The sequence below is a fragment of the Psychrobacter sp. H25 genome, assembly GCF_059076335.1.
Genome location: NZ_JCACRV010000001.1, coordinates 54,648 through 79,209, shown reverse-complemented (window position 1 = coordinate 79,209; position 24,562 = coordinate 54,648). Strand labels below are relative to the sequence as shown.

Genomic DNA, 24,562 nt, shown 5'->3' with positions numbered 1-24,562 from the left:
CGATCATGGCTGGTACACCGCATGAAATTATTGAAAAAAATACAGGCTTGTTAGTCATTGGTATCGTGATTGCTATTAGTTTTGCAACGCTGGTTGAAATCGTACCATTGATTTATGATAACAAAGGCCCTGAGGAAGGTGGGGTGAATGCTCCCCTACCTGCTATGGAGCCTTGGACAGCGCTTGAATTCGAAGGTCGTGATATTTATATCCGTGAAGGATGTCACGTTTGTCATACGCAAATGGTTCGTCCACTACGTGCAGAAGTCGAACGCTATGGACCGTATTCGCGTGCCGCTGAGTCAACGTGGGATCACCCATTCTTATGGGGATCGAAACGTACTGGACCAGATTTAGCACGTGTAGGTGGTCGTTATTCTGAAGACTGGCAAAAGCAGCATTTGATTGCGCCACGTTCGCTAGTGCCTGAATCAGTGATGCCTGGATTCCCTTGGCTTGCTGAAAATGAAGTAGATGGTGAAGACATTCAAGCTAAAATGCGTCTATTCCGCGATCGTTTTGGTGTTCCTTACACTGAAGAAGACATCGAAGGTGCTCCAGATGCTGTACTTGGTGCCACTGAGCTTGACGCTTTGGTTGCCTATCTACAGCAGTTAGGTACCGCAATGGAAGGACAGCGCTAATGGGTATTGGTGAATTACAAACAATTGCGACCGTTTCTGCCTTTATTGCCTTCGTAGGCGTTGCATGGTGGGCGTATTCGCCAAAAAACAAAAAACGCTTCGAAGAAGATGCACAACTTGCGCTTGATGACGAGGATATTAAATCCTTGTCTGAAGAGCAGCGCAATAAGGATAAACGATGACATTTTTTTGGAGTTCTTGGATCACGCTAATCAGTATCGGCTGCTGGGCTTTTATTCTTGGTGTCTTGTTGTTTGTTATCAAATACAAACCGAGCCTAGAAGACGACGGTACGACTGGTCATGAGTATGATGGCATCCGAGAATACGACAAAGCACTCCCTAAATGGTGGTTGGTAATCTTTTTTGGTTCAATCATTTGGGGCGTTGCTTATTGGGTATTTTTCCCAGCCATGTTTCCTAAACACTGGGAAGGTATCGCAACCGTAGAAGTCGATGGCGAAACAGTGCCTTGGACCTCTAAGAACGAGCTATTTAGTGAGCTTGAAAGCAACAACAAAGTATTTACAGATAACTTTGAAAAGAATATTTTGGTCAAAGCCGATGCAGCGGGCGCAACCGCGACGCTAGGGACACTGAATGAGTTGCAAGCGACCATGCGTCGTAGTGACAACCCACCAGCAGACTTACAGACCCAAATCGATGGTAAAGTGGCAGAACTTGCCCCCTATGTCGAAAAACTGTCTGAAAACCCAAATGCATTGAAAGTCGGTAGCCGTTTGTTCTTACAGAACTGTGCAGTATGTCACGGCTCAAACGCCAAGGGTGCCACAGGCTATCCTAACCTGACCGACAATGATTGGTTATATGGTGGTGAAGCCAGCAATATCCTAACGACGTTACATAACGGGCGTGTCGGTGGTATGGCAGCATGGCGTGATCAGCTTGGTGAAGATGGCATACGTGCTGTTGCCGAATATGTCTTAGCGATGTCAGGCAACCAAAATGACTATGAACTTGATCAAACGAAAGTGGCTCAAGGTAAGGTTATTTTCAACGAGCCTACCAACTGTGTTCTTTGTCATGGACCAGATGGTAAAGGTATGATTTCAGCGGGTGCACCGAATTTGACTGATAATATTTGGTTATATGGTGGTGACCGCGAGACTATTCGTGAGACGCTACGTTATGGTCGTGCTGGTGTGATGCCTAAGTGGGATACTAAGCTAGGTAATGAGCGTATTATGCTTCTTGCTGCTTACATCTACTCACTATCAGACAAGACTGGTAAATCACCTGAGGGATCAATGGTTACTGCAGTAGCGACTCAGCCTGTAGCAACTGAAGAAGCAACTGCTAACTAAGTACAGATACTGTACATGGACGAGATTTGATGAAGGGAGAACTGTCATTACAGTTCTCCCTTTTTATATATTTTTGCAGAATTTTATTCAAAATGACTATGAATTCAGAATGACTATGATAATCAGTCATAGATAGTAAACATTATCACGATATAGTAATTGCTTTTGACGATTATAACCCCATTATTAGTAGGGATAATGTTAGAATAGCTGTCGTTCAAAATAGCCTGTTAAGTATGACGCTATAAAGTCCTAACTTAGTTCCTACTAATTTGATCTCTATAATCGACTATTTGGTAAGTGGATGAGACTGGTATTTGTCCAGTTCTCTACCCTCTATTTACTGACATTGATAACATCGTACACTCATATACTTCAACGCTAGAGGTATTTGTTCATCATGCCAGCAGACTGATTCTTTTTTTAAAGAGGCACGTTTATGTCAGCACAACAACCACCCAATAAAATCCCTGTCCAACAGATTGATCTTGATGCGACCAAGCATCGTGTCCACCCGAGGTTTGTCACAGGTTTTTATCAAAACATTCGTGTCATCACGATGTATGCGCTCTTAGCCGCTTTTTTACTTTTGCCGTGGCTGCGCTATAATGGTAGACAAGCAATATGGTTCGATGTGCCCTCACAGCACTACTATATTTTTGGCATGACTTTTTTGACTCAAGATTTTTATTTTATTGCCGCATTTGCCATCATTGCCGCGTTCACTTTGTTTATGGTGACTGTCTATGCAGGCCGTGTTTGGTGTGGTTATGCTTGTCCGCAAACGATTTGGACACATCTGTATCAGTATGTTGAAAAATGGGTCATTGGTGATCGCAATAAACGCATGAAATTTGACAAGGCACCCCTGAGTGCGAGTAAAATCTTCAAACGTACGGTGGTCTATTCGATTTGGCTTTTGCTTTCAGTTATCACAGCGGCGACTTTCGTCAGTTATGTGGCGGGCACAGACTCTCTGTATCATAGCTGGCAGACAGTAGGACTGATTCCTATACCTGATTGGCCTACATGGGTATGGGTATCGATGTTTATCTTTACCTTTGCCACTTATGCCAATGCAGGCTATATGCGTGAGCAGATGTGTGTACAGATTTGTCCTTATGGGCGTTTTCAGAGCGTGATGTTTGATAAAGATACCTTGATTGTCTCTTATGACTATGAGCGCGGTGAGCCGCGCGGTGCCCGCAAAAAAGGCACAAATCCTGAGCATCTAGGTGACTGTATCGAGTGTACTATGTGCGTACAGGTCTGCCCCACTGGTATCGATATTCGTGATGGCCTGCAAGTCGCCTGTATCCAATGCGCAGCCTGTATTGATGCGTGTAATGAGATCATGGATAAGGTTGGCTACCCGCGCGGGCTGATTCGTTATACAACCGAGCGTCAACTGGCAGAAAAAGAGCCTAGCCGCGTACTTCGCCCCAGACTGTTTGCTTATTTGGCTTTATTAGCGGTACTGTGTGGTGGGGTCATATATGCTCTAACAGATCGCGTGCCGTTAGAGATTGATATTCGCCGTGACCGCAATCAATTATCCTCGATCAATACTGAAGGCATGATAGAAAACAGCTATATCGTTAAACTGACCAATAAAACACAAGATGCGCATGCTTATAAAATCACGCTAGCACCGCAAGATGGACTGAGTCTAGAGCTACGCTTTAATGATGTGCCATTAGAAGCAGGCGAAAGCTTTGATATGCCCGTTAGTATTTATGGTGACCCTGATGTGATTGAGTTTGGTCAAACGCCAGTGACCCTAAATGTGGTCAGTGAAGACGGTAAGTATCAGGTCAGTAAACAGAATGTCTTTACCACCCAAGGGCAGTAAACCTTTGGATTTTATATATTTCATTCGATAGTTAGCGATGCAGCCTATTATAAGCTATCGAATGAGGAATCTATTATTGAACTGGCAGCGCTTAGCCGTCAAATTATCCGTTGATACCGTTTGTAGATATCTGATGTATAGATTTCTGATAAATAAGTATCTGATGAATAGGTATTTTATGTCTAATCAAGCACCGAACTTTAAGCATCAAGATACTCAGCCATGGTACAAGAACTATATGGTTGTTATCTTTGTCATAGGCATGCCAGCTGCGGTAGTAATCGCGTGCATCTGGTTTGTTTATTATTCTTACCAAATCCGTGACAGCGTGGTACGTGATGACTGGTATATGGATGGCAAGACGCTCTACCACGATGTATCACGTGATAAGCTCACTTATGATTTAGACTTGCATGGCGAAATGCAATTTGCAGATAATGGCGATATTGTGTTTTATCTTAATTATCCTGAGCAAAGCGTGCAGTCAGGCAAGCTACTAAACGGTGCACCACTCACCTATCCTGATACGCTGGATTTGTCTATCTCGCATGCAACCGATGTCAAAAAAGACCACGACGTCGTACTACAGCATATCGAGGACAATAAATACAGCGCGCAAGTAGATCTTGATGTGGTAAAAGCCAAGTATTATTTGCAAGTGAGCAACGATGGTGAGGATGACTGGCGTATGCAAGATGTGGCAAAACTACCGCGCTCAACAGTTAGCTTTGACCCATTACCAGTCTTCGCTAAGAGTTAATGTTATTAAGTTATATCCTAGCTCTACTATCCATACGCAAAAAAACCAGCCACTCATAACAGTGGCTGGTTTTTTATGGTTTACTCAATGAGTATTTATTTATAAAGGTTAAATAATAGGATTAATCGTTGGGATTTTTTGGGCGGTACGCTCACTTTTTGAGGTACTGTCTGACGCTGAGTCCGACGCTACCGAATGTAACTTCTCGCTGGCGAACTTTGGATTGAACGTCTGCGTTCTTGGTGATACTGGCAAACCAATATCCGCCAAGCTATCAGTCTGCCCTGCCTGAATATTGTCACCCTCAAACAGACGCTCATCATTATCACGATCAAGACTCAGTGTTTCAAAGTCAAACAACTCACGGTCAGCTAATTGCGATGGCGCTACGTTTTGCATGGCCTTAAAGATAGAAGCCAAACGCTGCGGATGCGCATCATCCCATTCACGTAACATGTCATTAATGATAGCGCGTTGTAGATTGGTCTGACTGCCACACAAATTACAAGGAATGATCGGAAATTCTTTTAATTTGGCATATTCAATGATGTCCTTTTCTTCGACATAGGCTAGCGGGCGAATCAGCATGTTTTGCTTGTCATCGCTCAACAATTTAGGTGGCATTGATTTGAGCGCACCGCCATGGAATAGGTTTAAAAAGAAGGTCGCAAGCATGTCGTCGCGATGATGTCCAAGCGCAATTTTGGTAGCACCGATTTGTTTGGCAAAACCATATAGTGAGCCTCGGCGCAGACGTGAGCACGCTGAACAGTAAGTTTTACCCTCTGGTACCACGCTTTTGACGATACTGTAGGTGTCTTTTTCTAAAATATAATGGGCAATGCCTTGCTCATTGAGATATGCAGGTAAAATATCCTCAGGATAGCCAGGCTGCTTTTGATCCAGATTGACCGCGACGATGTCAAAATGAATGGGGGCAATGCGTTTTAATAACAATAAAATATCCAGTAAGGTATAGCTGTCTTTACCGCCTGAGACGCAGACCATCACCACATCACCATCTTCGATCATATTAAAATCACGAATGGCCCATGACACTTGACGGCGTAGCTTCTTTTGGAGTTTACGAAAGTATGCAGACTTAGTAGGCGCTTGAGTATCGGCAGCTTGCTCAGCAACGACATCCTCATTGCTAGACGCTTTAGCCTCTGTGTCGGTATCGTCCTCTAGAACATAGCTACTAAATCCCGTTTCACTAGACATATGATCAGACATCTCATCAAAACTAGGAGCGATGTTTGGCGTAAATAAAGTTGCTGCAGTCATAAGTTACTCAATATCTTTATAAGAAGGGTTTTGCGATAAAACAGTTTGCAGTAAAGCACAGTGAATGACCTGTGGTGGCTGGTGCTTTTAAAGCGGCAATTATAACAAATATTGCTAACAGATTGAAAAGAGGACAGTCATTTGGACTTTATTTTTATCAGCATACTGACCACGTTCGCCTTGGCTACTTAATGACGCCTGATTGGTCGCTTCATGGTTCTGTAGTCGCTGTATTTTTGCTAAAATAGCCGTTTTCGTAAACCAACAATAGATATCACTATGACTAACGTTACTTTGCAGGATACTTCTCTCCCTCAATCCTCTGATACTGAGCTGGACGCCATTAACAAAAACCAAAACGCTGTTGTCCTATTATCGGGTGGTCTTGATTCGGTCACTTGTTTGTATTGGGCAAAAGCACGCTATGCCTCTGTAACAGCGGTCAGCTTTAATTATGGTCAACGTCACAACAGCGAGCTTGTCGCAGCAAAGACCATCGCAGAGACAGCAGGTGTTAATCATAGAATCATTGATATTGACATCGCCCAACTTGGCGGATCGTCACTCACTGACCATAGCATGATCGTACCAGATGGTGATTCAGATAAGTTCCCTAGCAAAAAGCGTGACGAGATTGACAATGACGCGATCCCAAACACTTATGTGCCTGCACGCAATACAATCTTTTTGTCTTATGCACTAGCCGTTGCAGAAGTAACGGATGCCAACCATATTGTCATTGGGGTCAGCTCAGTTGATTATTCTGGCTACCCAGACTGCCGCCCAGAGTACATAGAAGCCTTTGAGCACATGGCCAATCTTGCCACAAAAGCTGGCGTTACCGGTCATCGCCTGTCTATTCAAACGCCACTGCAACAACTGTCTAAAGCACAAACGATTGAGCTTGGTCTGTCGTTGGGTGTCGATTATGGACAAACGATTTCTTGTTATCGTGCAGATTCAAATGGCCTGGCTTGCGGAGTTTGTGACAGCTGTGCATTACGTCGTCAAGGGTTTAGCCAAGCTGGCGTCACTGATCCTACTCATTATCAAGCAGGATAGAGACGACAGACTGCGGATCAAACAGCGCTACCAATCAACATTAGCGAAACATTCGCTTGCATTAACACAGCACGTCGCCATTGTATTTCAATCGATATAATTGCTATGGTATGAACGATTATCTGTGTCATCAGATGAAATCGATCGTTACAGTCAGCCATATACCGATGAGCTGATGACGCACTGAATACCAAATCTATAAAACTGACGCTACCTGTAAGAGGAAATTTATGAAGTTATTGCCAGTATTACCCCTAGCCTTGGCTGCCGTATTTGCCATGCCACAAGCCAATGCTACCGATATCAAGCAAGATAATATCAACTCTTGTGTCAATGGCGCAGTCAAATATAAAGTTGCTAGTAAAAACGATGCTACTAAACTGTGTAATTGTACTATCGGCGTGCGTAGTAATATGACGATTGGTCAGATGTGGGAGATCGAAAGCTACGCAAAAGACAAAAAGGATCCCTCTGGCTTGCCTTATGTAAAAACCATGCAAAAAGACTTGCAACAGTGTACGGTCGGATTGGATTTGAAGCAGCCACAGAAACCTGCTTAACCGACTACTTATTTGATATACAAAAGACTGGCCATTGCCAGTCTTTTTTGTTGGCAATGAATGAGCAAAGTGTAAAACTGATTATTTATTTCTATTAATCTGCCTATAATAAGAACACGATAAATAAAATCTCAAATAAAACCAACATATAATCAAAACCAACAAGGATTTTACAATGGCAAAGCCAACCACAGAAACCATCGACCTACCTGACTTTCCAGTAACAATAGTACGCAAGCTCGCTGGTAACTTCATCCATGATGAAATCAGTCTAAAAGAGATGGTTGCCAATACGGACAAAGGTCTTATTCTCTATTTTTATCCAAAAGACAGCACCCCTGGCTGTACTACTCAAGCGACTGAGTTTACCGCTCATCTCCACGAATTTGATGATTTAGGTTATGACATCATTGGTGTCTCTCGTGATAGCGTCGAGTCTCACGAAAAGTTCATCGACAAGTATGATCTACAAATCCCGCTTATCAGTGACACTGATGAGCAGCTCTGCCAGTATTTTGAAGTTATTAAAGAAAAAAATATGTATGGCAAGATTACTCTAGGTCTAGTGCGCTCTGCATTTGTATTTGATAAAGACAGTCAATTGACTCATGCGCAGCGAAACCTACGTGCCAAAGACTACACCAGTCGCTTACTGACTATATTAGCATCATAAATTAGCACCATAATCTATAAGCTGAGCCATTTAATCAGCAGTTACGCACTATCCATAAACATGATAGTCGCGTAAACATAAAGGTCTTTGCCAATAATAAAACGCGCTGCTACTACAACCCTTCCTACTAGAGAATAATATGAACAAACCGTCTGATACTACTGATAATGCACCACATAACATCACACGCCACGTTTCTGTTGCCGTTATCGGCGCTGGTACCGCAGGTCAAAATGCATTTCGCCAAGCGAGCAAAATAAAGGACGACGTCGTCATTATCAATGAAGGGTTTTGGACAACAACCTGTATCGCAGTCGGTTGTATGCCTAGCAAGCTACTTATTGCGGCGGCTGATCGCGCACATGATGCCAATAACTCTAGCGAGTTTGGTGTTCATGCAACGGCAACGATTGACGGCAAGCAGGTCATGCAGCGCGTGCGTGACGAACGCAGTCATTTTGCCAGCTACATCAAAAAACAAGTAGACAGCTGGCCCGATCACAAAAAAATCGATGGACGTGCTCGTATCAATGAGCATGGATTGATCGAGGTAAATGACGAGATCATCTCAGCTGAACAAATCATTATGGCGACAGGCAGCTCACCGTTTATTCCTGATGGCTGGGCAGACATGCTTGGCGACACTATGCTCACCTCTAATAGTGTTTTTGAGCTGACAGATTTGCCCAAATCTATGGCCGTCATCGGTGCTGGCGCTATCGGTCTAGAGCTTGCGCAAGCATTCACGCGTTTGGGCGTAGAGGTCACGCTCCTAAACCGTGTAAAACAAGTAGCTGGTCTCAAAGATGAGGATATTAATCACAAAGCCATCGACTGCTTGAGTAGTGAGCTCACCATGCATTTGGGAAGCACCATCAACAATGTCGGCACAACATCAGATAGCGGTAACACGAGTGCGTTTATCGAATATGAGGACAGTGCAGGCACATCTCAGCGATGGCAAGGTGAGTATGTGCTGGTCGCTACTGGTCGCCGCAATAATATCAAACAGCTCGGAGTCGAGAACTTAGGTGTTGAGCTTGATGATAAAAACCGTCCAAAAGACTTAAGTAAGAAGACAGGGCAAATTGGCGACTTGGATATCTATATTGTCGGTGATGCCAATGCCAATATTCCGCTGCTACATGTCGCTAGTGACGAAGGCTATAGTGCAGGCAACATGGTCTGCGAAAATACAGAAAACGCATATATCCGTCCACCTGCCCCGCCTTTTTCTATTGTTTTTTGCTCGCCGCAAATCGTCAATATCGGTATGTCATTACCAGAAATCCAAGACGACTCAGAGCTTGAGTTTGTTATCGGTAGCGTGAGCTTTGACAATCAGGGCCGTAGCCGAGTGATGGGGGTCAATTGCGGGTTGCTACATATCTATGGGTGCAAAAAAACCGATAGGATTTTGGGTGCTAGCATGGTTGGTCCTGATGCTGAATATATCGGTCATATATTAGCTACTGCGATTACCAATGATTTGTGTATCAAACAACTGTTAGACACGCCTTTTTATCATCCTACGATACTAGAGGGACTACGTACGGCGCTGCGTGATGTTCAGGATAAAATGAAAATTCCATATCAGTCTCAAGACACTCAGGAAGACAATTTTTAATTGATGACCAAGCAATCCTATGTAGTCATGAGCAGCATCTTTAGATATAAGTCATGCTCAGTAGTAATATATTTGATTGCTTTGACCACTTGAGGTAATTTATTAGTAGATACCTCATATATAAAAATTTGTACAAACACACCCTGCATGGATGAGACAATGCCGATCGCCAGTGTTACCGACTTTTTCAAAGAGATCATTCGTGACCTGCATACTAGCCTCTACCTTGCTCTGGGTGGCTCCATAGATGAAGAATCCCTTAATTGGTCTTCTCAGGCGGTAGAGCTGACAAGTACTGGCATCAAAATCCTAATACTGCTTGCAGTATTGGGGTTTTTTTATTGGTTGGCCAATTATATCCTGAGACAAAGCAGAGCCAAAATTCATCTGAACGAGCGCCGTACCAAAATCGCTCGCTCAACCCTGCGTTATGTGTGGATTGTGGCGAGCCTGATTGCGATCATGAGTCAAATAAACTTTGAACCGGAAACGATCAAAGCCACAGTAAAAGCAAGCACTTGGGCTGGTATTTACTACGTGCTCTGGGCATCATCAGGTCAAATCATTCATAAAGTATTGCAGCATTACGGTCTCAACGCCTCGATAGAGCAGCTGCTCAAAAATATTTTATCAGTGCTCATATTGGTACTCGGGCTTGCCAGCGTGATGGCACAATTTGGCTTTGATATCGTATCATTGGTTGCTGGTTTGGGCATTGTTGGCTTAGCAGTCGGCTTTGCAGCTCAGTCAACCCTTGCCAACTTTATTGCAGGTATTACGATTTTGCTAGAGCAGTCCTTTCAGGTTGGCGACTGGATTCATATCAATGATAATGAAGGGCGCGTGGTGCTCATTGCTCTACGCACAACCCATATCCTGACGCGAGACAATATCACAGTCATTATCCCAAACTCCAACGTTGCCTCCTCTGAGGTAATCAATTTAACCTCCAAAAATTTCATACGTTTTGATATACGTGTGCGTATTGCCTTCGAAGACGACATCGAGATGGCGCGCAAAGAAATTTTGCAAGTGCTCAGCAATACCGATGCGGTGCTCAATCGTCCTGAGACTTCCGCCACAGTAGCCGAAATCGGAGAGTATGGCGTGTTTTTTATTGTGCGTTTTTGGGTAAAACCAGCAGCGGTTGCACGTATACCCAAAATCAAAGAAGTATTGCAAGAAGAGATCAAAGTTGCTTTTGATGCCGCTGAAATCTCGACGCCCTACCCGCATATGCGCCTGCTCATGCCAAAAGACGTTGACTACCCTATCGCGACCAAACCTTTTGCCACTACTACCCAAGTGGTGTCAGAAGAGTGACCTTTAGCAACAGATAAGTAGACACGTAACGTCTATAGACACATAACGTTATATGTTTGATCAGATTCTATGGGTTTGATCATATATAGTCAGCGAACTATTAAACCGCTACGGTGTTATCCTCCCTAGAGGTACTATGTGTACAATCTGCGGTCGACTGCCTTGTAGCTGTTTTAGATTTCTTTGACTATAGGTACGTCCTCATTTTGAACTATCCCACTACGAATTATGGTAAAATTGCGGGTTACACCGTCCTCTTATGATTTGCTTTTTTGTCAATTTAGCCCACAGGTATCCGTATGACCGAACAAACTGCCCCCGCATCTCTAGCAACCGCTACACCAGAGTTGATGCTTGATCTTATCATTACCTGTGCCGATGGGCTTGAGGCACCGCTGCAGACTGAGCTGACCAGCTTTGGTATTGAGAGCGACATCAAGAGTACGGGGCGTCTCGCCGTCACTGGTAACTTGCGTGACTTGTATACTATTTGCCTATGGTCCCGTGTGGCGTCACGAGTATTAATGCTCATCAAACGTCGAAACATCAACGCAGAATATGATGTCGCAGAGCAGCTCTATGGTTTAGCAAAATCGGTCAATTGGACAGAGCAGTTTAGCTTAGAGCAAACCTTTGCGATTCGTCTCTCTGTCGATAAGCGTGTCGCGGTGAGCCAGCAGTTTGCCATGCTACGTGTCAAAGATGCTATTGCAGACACTTTCAATGAAGTTTACGACAGCCGTCCTAATGTCGACAGCAAAAACCCAGATTTCTCTATTTTTGCCACCATCAATGACAAGCAAGCTGAGTTGTATCTAGATTTATCAGGCACCAGTTTGCATCGCCGTGGTTATCGTGTGGCCATGACAGAAGCGCCTTTAAAAGAAAACCTAGCAGCCGCCCTACTTTATAGTGCTGGCTGGCACAAGAAAAACGATGCAGGCAATGCGCCTTACTACAATGCCTTGATCGATCCTATGTGTGGCTCTGGAACGTTCCTTATCGAAGCGCTACTGATGCACTGCGATTACGCTGTGGGTATCGACAAAGCCGCCAATCAATTTGGATTTTATGAGTGGCAGCATCATGATGAGACGCTATGGCAAGAGATGATCGATGACGCTCAAACACGCTTTCGTGATGCCTTAGACATTGCCAATGAGCAACCAGATACCTTGCCACTGATGCTAGGGTTTGATGCCGACAATGGCGCAATCATCGCCACCGAAAAAAACCTCATTGCCGCAGGGTTACAAGACCTGCTACCACTACTTGATATCGAAACCCGCGCCCTTGATCAACTGGGCAGCACGCTAAAACCACTAGTGAATGATGGGCGATTGAGTAATCCTCTAATCATTACCAACCCACCTTATGGTGAGCGTCTGGGTGATGAGGAAATGATTAAACCGTTATACCAAGCAATTGGACTTATTGTTCAGGACAGCTTTGCTGGTAGCGGTATCGACCCAATGCTCGGCATCCTAGCGTCTCGCGTTGAGCAAGTAGACATACTCCCTATCAAAGAGCCGCGTACCCTGCGCTGCCATAATGGTGCGATTACGGTTTATTTCCGTTACGGAACACTGATCTCTGGGCAAACGGGCCATCTTGTCAGTCAGTTCGAGAAGCGTGAAATCGAAGTGGAAGAAGGACAGGATTTTATCAATCGTCTACAAAAAAATCTGGGTAAGCTCAAAAAGCTGGCTAAGAAAGGCAACGTGAGTAACATTCGCGTATACGATGCTGATTTACCTGATTTCAAAGTAGCTATCGACTTGTATGGCGACTACGCCCACGTACAAGAATATGCACCGCCAAAAACCATCCCACCTGAGACGGCCAAAAAACGCTTCAACTTGGCACTGATGGGTATTCGTGAAGTGTTTGATATTAACCGCGAACAAATCTTTATCAAGACACGAGCACGCCAGTCAGGTAATGATCAGTACAGCAAACAGAACACCACTGAAAAACGTGGCAAGTTTCATGTTGCTCGTGAAGATGGTGCCTATTTCTATGTTAACTTTACCGATTATTTAGATACGGGATTGTTCATCGATCACCGTAATATGCGCGCACGTATCAAAGACAACAGTCGCGGTAAGGCCGTCCTCAATCTATTTGCTTATACTTGCACCGCTAGTGTACACGCTGCTCTCGCTGGCGCTAAAAAAGTCACCAGTGTTGATTTGTCACAGAACTACCTAGATTGGGGCAAACAAAACTTTGTATTGAATGGTCTGGACGTTAGTCGAAATAAGTATCAATTTGTCGCGGCTGATATCTTTGAATGGATCAAAGACAATACCGAGCAATTCGACGTTATCTTTATTGATCCGCCGACATTTTCGAACTCTAAAAAATTCCAAGGTACCTTTGATGTGCAACGCGATCATGCCGCACTAATCAATCGTGCGATGAATCGTCTGACCTCCGATGGCGTCTTATACTTTTCTAATAACTTCACGCGCTTTGAGCTAGATAAGCAGTTGATAGAGCGCTACGATATCGTCGATATTACGCAAAAAACCATTGGCTTTGATTTTAATATCAAAAAGCCTATTCATCAGAGCTTTGAGATTCGTCATCGCCAGAGCCTATAATGTATTAAATATAAAGGTTCTTTATATGAGTAGAGCAATGAGCAGTAGTCACATAACTGTCTGAAACGTAAGTTTTTTGCTCAATGTATATGAAATATAACCATGACCCAATCGGCTTTGATTGGGTCATTTTTTGTTGTTATGATAGAGCGTTACTAGGCGATGGGTTTGCGCAAATATAGCGTAACCATCGCCTTTTATTTCATAGTACTTCAAATAACAAGGATAACATTATGGCTTTATCACTCAACAAAGGCGGCAACCTATCACTCACAAAGACGGATCCAAACTTAACCAAGTTACTTATTGGTCTAGGTTGGGATGAGCGCGCCACCTCTGGTGCTGAATTTGATCTTGATGCCAGTGTGTTTTTGCTAAATGGTGCTGGCAAAGTACGCGGCGATCATGACTTTATCTTTTACAATCAGCTCAAATCTGACAATGGTGCGGTCGAGCACACTGGTGACAACCGTACTGGCGAAGGCGAAGGCGATGATGAAGTCATCAAAGTCAACTTAACTCAAGTTCCTGCTGACGTAGACAAAGTGGTTGTGACTGTGACCATCCATGACGCGGCTGCTCGTAGTCAAAACTTTGGTCAGGTGGCAAATGCCTTTATCCGCGTAGTCAATGAAGAAACGGGCACTGAAGTCGTTCGTTTTGATCTGGCAGAAGACTATTCTGTTGAGACGGCAATGGTGTTTGGTGAAGTATATCGCCATAACGGCGAATGGAAATTCCGCGCGGTAGGTCAAGGTTACTCAGGGGGCCTACAAGCGATGTGTCAGCAGTACGGTGTCGACATTTAAAGGCGTATCTATATTGGCATTTAGACCCTCATCGGTCTTAAATATCACGTCCAAAACGTAGAGCAATCATCGTTGCAAATAGTCACAATTTTTAATGCTCAAATGACTAGTAATGCTTTACGTTTCGTTTAAAATTATGCATAAAAAGTGGTTAGCAATAGCCACTTTTTTGCGGCTTGTGTCTATACTAGACCAGCTTTACGCAACCAGACAGGATGTGTCATGAGACATTTTTATTTAGATTTTATCTTTACCGCAATTGCGTTGGCAATCGCAGCATGGTGGGGATATTCACATGGTGGTATGGGTGGCATGATTGCCACGCTCTCTATTACCGCTATTTTGGCCGTCATGGAAATTTCGTTATCTTTCGATAACGCGGTGGTCAACGCCTCAGTCCTCAAAGGCTGGGACGAGTTTTGGAAAAAGATATTTTTGACCGTTGGTATTTTGATCGCGGTCTTCGGTATGCGCTTGGTATTCCCTATTGTCATCGTCGCCGTTACTGCTGACCTTGGTATGATGCAAGTGATTGATTTGGCATTGAATAACCCTCAAGAGTACTCAGCCAGACTGATGGCACATCATGCTGAAATCTCAGCATTTGGTGGTATATTCTTGTTGCTGGTCTTCTTAAACTTTATTTTTGATGACAAAGACGTACACTGGTTTAATTGGCTTGAGAGCCGCTTAGCAAAGCTTGGCAAAGTCGATGCCATGAGCGTGTTTGTTGCGCTTATCGTCTTGATGGTTGCCGTATCGTGGGCTTCTGCTGAACAATCAAGTGCTGTCTTAATCGCTGGTGTTTGGGGTATCTTGGTCTATCTTGGTGTGCAGGTCGTATCCGGTATGCTTGAGGGTGACCTTGAGGAAGACTTAGAGAACGAAGAGAATGGATCAGGTGCAGCTGCAACCAGCGCTATTATGAAAGGCGGTATCATTGGTTTCTTATACTTAGAAGTCCTTGATGCTTCATTCAGTTTCGATGGTGTGATTGGCGCATTCGCCATTACCAATGACGTTATCGTTATCATGCTGGGTCTTGCGATTGGTGCGATGTTCGTACGTTCTATGACAATCTTCTTGGTGGATAAAGGCACGCTTGATGAGTTTATCTATCTTGAGCATGGTGCACACTACGCTATCGGTGCCTTGGCAATCATCATGTTGTTGTCAGTCAAGTTCCATGTTCCGGAGATTATCACTGGGCTTATTGGTATTGCCTTTATTGGTTGGGCACTGCTGGCATCACTTCAGCACCGCAAAGCTGAAAGAGCAAGCTTAAACTAAGACAGCTTATTAGTATTGTATCTGCTGTTACGCATTTAGGCAGGTCATATCATCAGGTATGACCTGCTTTTTTTCGTCACTTTTAGTGTGACATAACCCCATCCTTTATTCATGTATGCGTATACTACGAGTACGTCATTCTGTATGATGAGCGCTTAACTATAGGCACCCCGCTTCATTACCAAATGCCTTATCCTTCAACAATACGACAAAACTAAGACCTCATGATTGATATACAGAAAATTCTTGATGATATCGCCGCAGAGATGGCAGTTGAAACCGATCGCGGAAAGGTAGCAGACTACATACCTCAGCTGGCACATGTGGACGCAAACCAGTTTGGTATGGCAGTCGCAACCCCCGATGGACAGCTCTATACCGCAGGGGATGCCAGTACACTTTTCTCAATCCAAAGTATCTCTAAGGTATTTACCCTGACCATTGGTCTTGGCAAGTTAGGTGATGGGCTGTGGACACACGTTGGCCGTGAGCCATCTGGCGACCCCTTTAACTCGATTGTGATGCTCGAGCATGAGACTGGTCGACCGCGCAATCCGTTTATCAATGCCGGCGCTATCGCGGTGGTGGATGCTATTATGATGGGTCACAAACCTAAAGAGACATTGGGTGAGATTCTTCAATTTGTTCACCTCATTGCAGATGACGAGTCCATTCGCTTTGATCATAAAGTAGCGGCGTCTGAGATGGCGCACAAAGACCGAAACGCCTCTTTGGCACATTTTATGAAATCCTTTGGTCGTCTAAAACATGAGGTGGACAATGTATTAGGTACCTATTTTCATCAATGCTCGATTGCCATGAATTGCCAACAGTTAGCCAGTGCCGGTCTGTACTTAGTCTCTAATGGGGTTGATAAGCACTCAGGAGTACGTGTGATCAATGAACACCGAGCACGGCGTATCAACTCACTAATGATGATGTGTGGTCATTATGATGGTTCTGGAGAGTTTGCTTACCGTGTGGGCTTACCTGGTAAAAGCGGGGTTGGTGGCGGTATTTTGACCATAGCGCCCGGTAAAGGCTCTATCGCGGTATGGTCGCCAGGGCTTGATCATATAGGCAACTCTAAACTTGGGTTAAAAGCGCTAGAGCGTTTTGTGCAGGAAACTGGTTGGTCAGTTTTTGCAGAATAAGCACGACATCTATATTTGCTTAGATTAGACATTTACTTTTCATAACAATGTCTTATCCACTATTGCTAAGATGATTAAAAAGTATCAAGTTTGCAGGGTTATTATGTCCCTTGGTAAGCATATAGTAAGCGCACAAAATACGCCTTGCTTAGTGAGCGAACGCTTAGTATAGTAAAACGTAATGATATACAGCATATAGCGTACAGCTCAGATTTTTGCTGTTCTGGCTGATATATCAGTCACTGCACAACTTTTAATTTATTTTTTATAACCAATCCACTTAACTATTAATCCAAAGGATATTTGTATGGCTATTAGCTTAACAAAAGGCGGCAACGTAAACTTATCAAAAGAAGCGCCAGGTTTAACTAACATTACAGTCGGTCTAGGCTGGGATCCGCGCGCAACTGACGGTCAAGAGTTTGATTTAGATGCCATTGGCTTTTTGATCAATGAAGCAGGGAAAGTCCGTAATGACCAAGATTTTATCTTTTTTAACAACCTAAAATCAGATAACGGCGCTGTCGAGCACACTGGTGACAACCGCACTGGTGAAGGCGATGGCGATGACGAAAAAATCAAAATCAACCTTGCCAACATCCCATCTGATGTAAACAAAGTAGCCATTTGTGCCATCATTTATGAAGGTCAGGCACGTAACCAAAACTTTGGTCAAGTTGGCGATGCTTATATCCGTGTCGTAAACGATAATGGCGAATCTGAAATCGCTCGTTACGACCTATCAGAAGATGGTAGCACCGAAACGGCTATGATCTTTGGTGAGCTATATCGTCATAACGGCGACTGGAAATTCCGTGCCGTTGGTCAAGGCTTCAGTGGTGGTCTTGGGCCATTAGCTGCTTCTTATGGCGTCAACGTATAATATTCAAATAACGTAAACGTCTGACCAGCCAATTATCGCAATTATATAATTGCGATAATTATGAGCCATCAAGTGTGCCCTTTTAACGCATTTGATGGCTTTAAATTTAATTGGCTGACTAAAAAGCTATTTAAAAAAGATATTAGAATAAGGATTTGTCACCCATGTCCGCAACATTCAGTTTGATCGGTACTATTGAGCCTTTTTTACACTGTAATCTCAAAAAAGGCGATTCGATATATTGTGAAGCCAATGCAATGGTAATGATGGAGTCTAACCTTGAGTTAAAAGGTAAGCTCCAAGGTGGACTTATGCAGTCACTCATGCGCCGTTTCGCCAATGACGAATCATTGTTTCAGCAGCAGATTGAAGCGGTCAATGGTGAAGGCGATTGTCTGCTCGCACCTACGCTAGATGGTGATATGCAAATCATCGAGGTCGGCAAACAACAATATACACTCAGCGATGGTGCGTTTGTTGCCGCGCAGACAGGGGTCGATATTAGAGCCAATATTCAGCGTAATCTGGGCGGTGCCGTATTTGGGGATACTGGTGGCTTCATGGTCATGCAGACCCAAGGTCAAGGACAGGTAGTGGTATCTGGCTTTGGCTCACTATTTGAGATTGAGGTGACGCCAGACAAAGATGTCATCATTGATAACGGTCATGTCGTTTGCTGGGACTCGAACCTTGAGTATAAACTATCAGTTTCGACCAGTAAGAAAAAAGGCATTATGAGCAATATCATCAACTCTGTAACCAGTGGCGAAGGTATGGTTCTGAACTTTTCAGGAACGGGCAAAGTGATTATTTGCTCGCGCAATCGCGATAGCTATCAAGGTTGGTTACAGAGCGTCCTAGGCAGTAGCTCAGGTGGACGCGGCGGCGGAGGCGGATTTTTAGATAATATCTTATAGCATTTTTTAATCACGTTTTTATTCGCAGTTTTTACTCACAATTATTATAAGGATACTCATATGGCAGTTAGTCTACAAAAAGGGCAGAAAATCTCCCTAAGCAAAGAAGCTGGCGGCGATTTGACTCAGGTTAAATTAGGTCTGGGCTGGGATGTCGCTCAAGGTCCACAAGATAAAAAAGGTGGCTTTTTAGGCAAACTATTCGGCGGCGGTAGTGGCGGCGACTCTATCGACTTAGACGCTTCATGCATTATGTTCGATGCCAATAAACAAGCAGTTGACGCTATTTGGTTCAGTCAGCTGAAGTCAAAAGATGGCAGTATCGTCCATACAGGTGATAACCGTACTGGTGATGGCGATGGTGATGATGAAGTTATCAATGTTGATCTCTCAAGAGTCCCTGCCAATGTAGTCTCTCTAGTATTCACGGTCAATAGCTTTACCGGTCAAACTTTCGAAACGGTAGAGAATGCATTTTGCCGTATCGTTAACGCTAACAATAATAGCGAAGTAGCACGTTATAATCTGTCAGCACAAGGTGGACATACCGCGATGGTAATGGCAAAAGTCTATCGTCATAACAACGAATGGAAAATGCATGCGATTGGTGAAACTGCCTCTGGTCGTACCTTCCATGACTTGATGCCTGCTATTACACCACATGCATAATTGACTTGATATTTTGATTGGATAATAATTTATCTGATTTATTGACTCATTTTATAATAAGAAAGCCCGTCTATTCACAGACGGGCTTTCTTATTTGCCCATTCGCTTTTGTAGCAACGGGATTTTTTCGAGTAGTATGGTTCAAGCCATTACTTACGTCCACGCTTCCAACTAAAACCCCAGTTGAAGGCTTTATCCATTTCTTGATGGCCTTTAAAGTATTGATTGATACGTTCAACATTGATACTACCTTGCTGATTGACCAAACGCGCAATTGCACACATCGGCAAGTTACCAGCCCCTTCTGTTAGACGGGTCTCAATCGGTGACTGGTCCGGTACATGAATGGTCACAACACCATCGGTTTTTTCCCAGTTTGGCGCGCCTTCATAAATAAAGGCAAAAATAAACACCTCCTCAATCTGTGACCACTGCTGACCATTGATATCGAGCCACTCACCGCCACTCACCTGCCCCGTTCTATCATCGGCTCGCAAGCACACATATGGCGCTGATTGCAGACTACCAAAACGGTCACCCAACGCTTGAATCAAGGTTTTTTCGCCGTTCTTTAGATGGATCATTGCGCCAACATCGAGATCAATACCGCTCGCTTGATGCTGTTTAAATAGATCTCCTAGGATGCCTTTTTTGGGAGCTGATTTGTTACTCTCTGGACGTTGGTTCCAGTCTAAGTTCACTGAAATCTTACCAAAATTATCGCGTTTTTTAAGATTGATGCTCGATTGGTTTTTGGTTAACGTAATTTTGCTTAGATTAATCGACGGACTGGTAGGAATCGGTGGCGGAGTACTCGCTTGAGAGGTGTTGCCTGCTTTTTGCGTATTGATAGGTCGCTGCGTATTGATTGGTTGCGACTGATTTTGTACAGGGTTTTGCTGCGGCGCTGGTGCCTCATCTGCGATTTCGACTCCGAAATGTTCAGACAACGGTTTTAACCCACCTTCAAATCCTTGAGCAATAAAACGAAACTTCCAACTACCCTGACGACGGTAGCACTCCGCCAAAATAATGGCTTTTTCGTTACGCCCAGCAGCACTCAATTGGCAACTCATGAGTACCTGACTGCCTTGTAGGACTTGAATATCCACGTCGCCAACTTGGGCCAATGCCTGCGCGCTAGAAAATGCCAAAGCGATTTTTTCGATACTCGTAGGTTGTGCAGGTAAGTTGATATCAAAAAACCCATCACTATCGTGACCACGAAAGCTAACGCTGCCATCATCGCTACGGGTCTGTCCATAAAATATCATATCGCCATCGCCGCGTACTTTGCCATCTGTGGTTAGGCGATACGCCGCGCAGTCGATAGCGCTTTGGCTCAAGATACGAATACTGATATTGTCAGTTGGTAGCGGTGCATTGGCACCTGCCACTAATGTTTGAGGTTGCACTTGACTCATTATCTGTCCTTTGGATTATTTATTATCTCGTTGTCGTTTTGATTACTATGTCCATCATCGTCATATAGTAGCATGGATATTATGAGAGTTTTGAACCGAGCAATCATACTTTGAGTCACAAAAACACTCTGAAAAACCCATGTGACTATTTCACGAGAGGCATTTATAAGAGGCGCCATTTGTATATAATACATGCTGCTAGATGATATCGTCTTGCCCTTATTACTACCAGTTTTGCGGTAGCAATGCTGATTGATCCTGTTTCCTACACACAATGATAACGCTGAGAAAATTATGAATAACCTTGCTAACGATAGCGCCCACTCCACACCAGTAGCTGCTTGGTTAGCTGAAGGTCAGTCCAGCCAGCGCGATATGTTAGAGAGCCTGCAGACTCTAAAAAACCAGTTAAACGACTCTTTTAATATTATTGCCTCACACCGTCACAACCGTCCTGAGATTTTTGAATTTGCTGATAAGATCTATCGTGAGCCGTCTGAATCATTTATCAATGATGAAGCGCAAGCAATGAGTGCATCAGCTACGCCGCGCTGGCAATTTGTCTTAGAGCACGCCAAAGCAAACAATGTCAAAGTATTGCTGACTGGGCGTAATGGCATTGATTACGAAACACACCGTGAGATATTTGATGCGGCGGGTATTCGTTTGCTAACAGGGGCAATGAGCGTTGCGGCATTGGAGTCAATCGAGGATAAATTTGCCTTTATGCAGCAGTGTCATGAGCACAGTATTCCTGTCGCTGATGCTTGGCGCTTTGACAATACCGCTGAGCTTGAGGCTTTACTCGCTGAACACGGTCATCAGCCCCTATGCGTCAAACCTGTCGTCGGTATTTTTGCCCAAGGATTTTGGCGCTTGGATACAGGCAAGTCTGAAGACAGTGCTTACGATAGCTTTGAGCATTTATACTTTACTGAAGAGAAAAAAATAAATACCGCGCAGTTTATTAATGCTTACAACAATAGCGTAATGGTACATAAGCGCCCTATCCCTATGCTGCTTATGCCTTATCTATCAGGCCAAGAGTACTCAATCGATGTGGTCTGTGAATATGGTGAAGTACTAGCGGCCGTTACTCGCTATAAGACAGGCAAGATCCAGCATATTGGCTATGAGCAATCAGTCATGGATGTGGTTATTCCATTGATTAAAGCCTTTGGCTGTGACGGTATCGTGAGTGTACAAACCAAAGCCGATGATGACGGACAGCACCGCGTCCTTGAGATTAATAGCCGCCCATCTGGTGGTATTGGTTACACCACGCATAGCGGGATCGATTTGACGCAAGTCGGTTTTGGCTATTGGCTTGGTTTAACCGATAAACCAAAGCTGGCTGATATCACACGGCAAATAGAACCGTGTCAAGTACGCTCTATCATGGTGAGTGTCAAAATTGACGACACTACTGAGTAACTGAAGATGCTGCTGAGTGCCTGATTGCATACTTAAAAATACGACGTGTCAATAACCACATTAGTAGGCTCAAAAAGTAGCCACAAAAAAAGGGTTTTAGATAATCATCTAAAACCCTTTATGCTGTATTCTTGTTATATCAATAGCAAAACAGCAACTTAAAACTAGTCACCAAATACCAGTGTTGCTTTTTTAGGTGCATTCTTAGATGCAATAAACCACAACAAGCCCAATATGATAGCCGAACCGATAAAAATCATAATCGATGAAGATATAGCACTGTCATGCGTATAACCCATATCCATCATATTACCAGTCATATTCATCTCCATCGCTGCCATACCAACGTAATGCATACCGCAAACGGCGATACCCATAATAAACGCACTACCAAAACGCTGTAGCGTACCGCGTAGATTGAAGGCCAGCCATAGTGCCGCAATGGCAGCCACGATAGCAATCACAATAGATGTAATCAGAAGCGGTATGTTGTATGACATAGTCGCATCCATTTGCATCGAAGCCATACCAGTATAGTGCATGGCTGCAACACCCAGACCTGTCAAAACACCACCGCCGAGCAATCTACCGGTGCTAGAGTCGCCGCGTCCTACAATGATAATTCCCACAGCCACAAAGCCAACAGCCAGCAACATCGAGACAATCGTCAGACCTAAATCATACGTAACTGGCATCTTCATATCGACTGCCATCATGCCAATATAATGCATCGACCAAATAGCACCACCAATCGCAATCGAAGATAGCGCAACCCAAAAATAAAGGTCTGAACCTGGTTTTGCAGAGGGTACTCGAATGGCAAGATTTAAACCAACATAAGAGCCTAATACTGCAATGGCATAAGAGACCAATACCAAAAGTAAGTTATATTCAACTTCAATCATTTTTTTGCCTTTTGTGTTTAATAAAAACTGAGCCATATAACACTGATTTGGATCAACTGCAGGACATCATACGCTCGTTATTGGTTTACATAGACAGTGAGTTATCTATGCGTCGTGCTGACCTACCCGATGGTAAATTCGCAAATATTGGTACTACTGGCGCCGCAATTAGTCTCTTCGACTTGCACCCTATCTACAGCAGGGTTACTTGCCAAAAACCCTTCTATATATCCCACAACAAAGTGGCACCCTGAATGATTGTGGTTTGCCGACTTGCAAAATGGACATTTGATTAAATAAATGACATTGTCTTTTGCTTTAATTTTGGACAACCCTTTCAGTGCTGGCACAAGCTCACGACTGATTGTCTTGGGCATTTTTAATGGGCTACCCAGTGAATAATCTCGCTGATAAATACCGCCACCCACCTTGCGTCCCAACTCTTGCAACGCTGTTACACGGCGATCAAAAGGTAGGCTTGCCTCATACTCGCTAACAATGTCTGCTATCTTAGGATAATAGGCACCAATGGCGGATAGAACACTTTTTTCGTCTAAAACCTTTTGTGCAGGCGCGGTTGATGAGCTACTCTCGTCATCTATTTCTAAATTAAAAAGCGTGCACCCTTCAATCGAAGAAAGATCATCGATTAGTTCTTCTTGTGTCTTGGAGCTCATACTTCTCGCAATGACGTGGATGATATTGCCACCATTTCCTGACGACTCTTGTCTTTGGGAGACAAGTTGATAGCCCGCTTTGATAAGTGGCGAGATGACATTAACCAAACGGACACGTTCAGAAGACGTCTCTAATGCACAAGAAAATTTCAAAGGTCACTCCTTTTCTAAAATACGACTAAGCTGCTATACCGAACCATTTATATATCAGGCAGCATGTCTAATGGAAGCATCGAGCTCCTATACCATTGACTGTTGTGCAATATAGATATTATGGAAAGGCGATATGTAAAATTCTTTTTTAACCATGCTATTCAGCATAGAATGACTAAACCGTCTTATTTTTAATAACTGATAAAAGTGTAGGCATAGTTATCAAACATGGCATTACTTGCAGCTGGGCAACTTTTAGCTTTTCGTATAGTTAAAGATAAAAAGTGAGCTTTAAGATAAGATTGGAACGGCTGGTCTTGAGTACTTCAAGTAGGTGGTTAATTAGTACTTAGTAAGTGGTTACTTTATAGCGTCTCTATTTACCTTGTTAACAGTAATCTGCAATAAAGTTACTAAACAGTAATGAATTTTAATCGCATTATCATGATATTTATCTAGTCAAGCAAGACTTATTGATAGATTGTCCGATGGATGGTGACTATATCCGATAGATGGCTATTTGCTATAT

General features: G+C 43.7%; 23 protein-coding genes. 19 read left to right on the top strand and 4 right to left on the bottom strand.

All coding sequences use genetic code 11. The features are described from left to right. The first annotated feature begins 5 nt into the window (after positions 1-5). The 6 genes from ccoO (at position 6) to AC5JPO_RS00325 (ending at position 4,580) form a co-directional block, all read left to right on the top strand. Positions 6-644: a cytochrome-c oxidase, cbb3-type subunit II gene (gene ccoO, locus AC5JPO_RS00350; RefSeq protein WP_201601089.1), complete on the top strand. Its 639-nt coding sequence runs from the start codon at positions 6-8 to the stop codon at positions 642-644. Beyond that, complete coding sequence (locus AC5JPO_RS00345; RefSeq protein WP_194197257.1) at positions 644-826, top strand: cbb3-type cytochrome oxidase subunit 3; 183 nt, start codon at positions 644-646, stop codon at positions 824-826. Before ccoO ends, AC5JPO_RS00345 begins: the two co-directional genes overlap by 1 nt. Next, positions 823-1,968 (top strand): cytochrome-c oxidase, cbb3-type subunit III, encoded by a 1,146-nt coding sequence (gene ccoP / locus AC5JPO_RS00340; RefSeq protein ID WP_493852984.1) that lies wholly within the window; start codon positions 823-825, stop codon positions 1,966-1,968. Before AC5JPO_RS00345 ends, ccoP begins: the two co-directional genes overlap by 4 nt. 159 nt (positions 1,969-2,127) lie before the next feature. Further along, positions 2,128-2,178 (top strand): type I addiction module toxin, Fst family, encoded by a 51-nt coding sequence (locus AC5JPO_RS00335; protein ID WP_493853999.1) that lies wholly within the window; start codon positions 2,128-2,130, stop codon positions 2,176-2,178. Positions 2,179-2,407: 229 nt separating this feature from the next. Beyond that, complete coding sequence (gene ccoG, locus AC5JPO_RS00330) at positions 2,408-3,820, top strand: cytochrome c oxidase accessory protein CcoG (protein WP_493852983.1); 1,413 nt, start codon at positions 2,408-2,410, stop codon at positions 3,818-3,820. A 178-nt stretch (positions 3,821-3,998) separates the two neighbouring features. Further along, the gene (locus AC5JPO_RS00325; protein ID WP_319050541.1) at positions 3,999-4,580 is read left to right on the top strand and encodes a FixH family protein; all 582 of its coding nucleotides are present in this window, start codon (positions 3,999-4,001) and stop codon (positions 4,578-4,580) included. A gap of 108 nt (positions 4,581-4,688) precedes the next feature. Here AC5JPO_RS00325 and ttcA read toward each other — a convergent pair whose 3' ends face one another. Next, a complete protein-coding gene (gene ttcA, locus AC5JPO_RS00320) occupies positions 4,689-5,867 on the bottom strand; it encodes a tRNA 2-thiocytidine(32) synthetase TtcA (RefSeq protein ID WP_493852109.1) in 1,179 nt (392 codons plus the stop codon). 342 nt (positions 5,868-6,209) lie between these two features. Here ttcA and queC point away from each other — a divergent pair, with 342 nt between their 5' ends. The 12 genes from queC to AC5JPO_RS00260 all read left to right on the top strand — a co-directional run bounded on the left by queC (position 6,210) and on the right by AC5JPO_RS00260 (position 19,440). Then, positions 6,210-6,929 (top strand): 7-cyano-7-deazaguanine synthase QueC, encoded by a 720-nt coding sequence (gene queC, locus AC5JPO_RS00315; RefSeq protein ID WP_319050665.1) that lies wholly within the window; start codon positions 6,210-6,212, stop codon positions 6,927-6,929. 230 nt (positions 6,930-7,159) lie between these two features. After that, positions 7,160-7,489: a hypothetical protein gene (locus AC5JPO_RS00310; protein WP_319050543.1), complete on the top strand. Its 330-nt coding sequence runs from the start codon at positions 7,160-7,162 to the stop codon at positions 7,487-7,489. A gap of 175 nt (positions 7,490-7,664) precedes the next feature. Then, positions 7,665-8,162 carry a peroxiredoxin gene (locus tag AC5JPO_RS00305; RefSeq protein WP_319050544.1) on the top strand — a complete coding sequence of 166 codons (498 nt, stop codon included), beginning with the start codon at positions 7,665-7,667 and terminating at the stop codon, positions 8,160-8,162. 139 nt (positions 8,163-8,301) lie between these two features. Continuing rightward, positions 8,302-9,789 carry a dihydrolipoyl dehydrogenase gene (locus tag AC5JPO_RS00300; protein WP_319050545.1) on the top strand — a complete coding sequence of 496 codons (1,488 nt, stop codon included), beginning with the start codon at positions 8,302-8,304 and terminating at the stop codon, positions 9,787-9,789. Positions 9,790-9,948: 159 nt separating this feature from the next. Continuing rightward, on the top strand, positions 9,949-11,112 hold the full coding sequence (locus AC5JPO_RS00295) for a mechanosensitive ion channel family protein (protein ID WP_493852110.1): 1,164 nt from the start codon (positions 9,949-9,951) through the stop codon (positions 11,110-11,112). Positions 11,113-11,411: 299 nt separating this feature from the next. Then, complete coding sequence (gene rlmKL, locus AC5JPO_RS00290) at positions 11,412-13,718, top strand: bifunctional 23S rRNA (guanine(2069)-N(7))-methyltransferase RlmK/23S rRNA (guanine(2445)-N(2))-methyltransferase RlmL (protein ID WP_493852111.1); 2,307 nt, start codon at positions 11,412-11,414, stop codon at positions 13,716-13,718. 233 nt (positions 13,719-13,951) lie between these two features. Next, complete coding sequence (locus AC5JPO_RS00285) at positions 13,952-14,527, top strand: TerD family protein (RefSeq protein ID WP_493852112.1); 576 nt, start codon at positions 13,952-13,954, stop codon at positions 14,525-14,527. A 222-nt stretch (positions 14,528-14,749) separates the two neighbouring features. Next, positions 14,750-15,817 (top strand): DUF475 domain-containing protein, encoded by a 1,068-nt coding sequence (locus AC5JPO_RS00280; protein ID WP_493852113.1) that lies wholly within the window; start codon positions 14,750-14,752, stop codon positions 15,815-15,817. A gap of 224 nt (positions 15,818-16,041) precedes the next feature. Continuing rightward, positions 16,042-16,971: a glutaminase gene (locus AC5JPO_RS00275; protein ID WP_493852114.1), complete on the top strand. Its 930-nt coding sequence runs from the start codon at positions 16,042-16,044 to the stop codon at positions 16,969-16,971. A 307-nt stretch (positions 16,972-17,278) separates the two neighbouring features. Continuing rightward, the gene (locus tag AC5JPO_RS00270; protein WP_319050551.1) at positions 17,279-17,854 is read left to right on the top strand and encodes a TerD family protein; all 576 of its coding nucleotides are present in this window, start codon (positions 17,279-17,281) and stop codon (positions 17,852-17,854) included. Between the two features lie 164 nt (positions 17,855-18,018). Beyond that, positions 18,019-18,771, top strand: a complete 753-nt coding sequence (locus AC5JPO_RS00265) for a TIGR00266 family protein (protein WP_319050552.1) — start codon at positions 18,019-18,021, stop codon at positions 18,769-18,771. 60 nt (positions 18,772-18,831) lie between these two features. Then, positions 18,832-19,440 (top strand): TerD family protein, encoded by a 609-nt coding sequence (locus AC5JPO_RS00260; RefSeq protein WP_319050553.1) that lies wholly within the window; start codon positions 18,832-18,834, stop codon positions 19,438-19,440. Positions 19,441-19,589: 149 nt separating this feature from the next. Here AC5JPO_RS00260 and AC5JPO_RS00255 read toward each other — a convergent pair whose 3' ends face one another. Continuing rightward, complete coding sequence (locus AC5JPO_RS00255) at positions 19,590-20,864, bottom strand: TerD family protein (protein ID WP_493852115.1); 1,275 nt, start codon at positions 20,862-20,864, stop codon at positions 19,590-19,592. Positions 20,865-21,158: 294 nt separating this feature from the next. On the opposite strand from AC5JPO_RS00255, the gene AC5JPO_RS00250 reads away from it, so the two are divergent. Next, positions 21,159-22,298, top strand: coding sequence for an ATP-grasp domain-containing protein (locus AC5JPO_RS00250; RefSeq protein ID WP_493852116.1), 1,140 nt, complete (start codon positions 21,159-21,161; stop codon positions 22,296-22,298). 164 nt (positions 22,299-22,462) lie between these two features. On the opposite strand, the gene AC5JPO_RS00245 is transcribed toward AC5JPO_RS00250, so the two are convergent. Further along, the gene (locus AC5JPO_RS00245; protein WP_493852117.1) at positions 22,463-23,203 is read right to left on the bottom strand and encodes an MHYT domain-containing protein; all 741 of its coding nucleotides are present in this window, start codon (positions 23,201-23,203) and stop codon (positions 22,463-22,465) included. A gap of 122 nt (positions 23,204-23,325) precedes the next feature. Then, complete coding sequence (locus AC5JPO_RS00240) at positions 23,326-24,033, bottom strand: hypothetical protein (RefSeq protein WP_443526208.1); 708 nt, start codon at positions 24,031-24,033, stop codon at positions 23,326-23,328. Between the last annotated feature and the right edge of the window lie 529 nt (positions 24,034-24,562).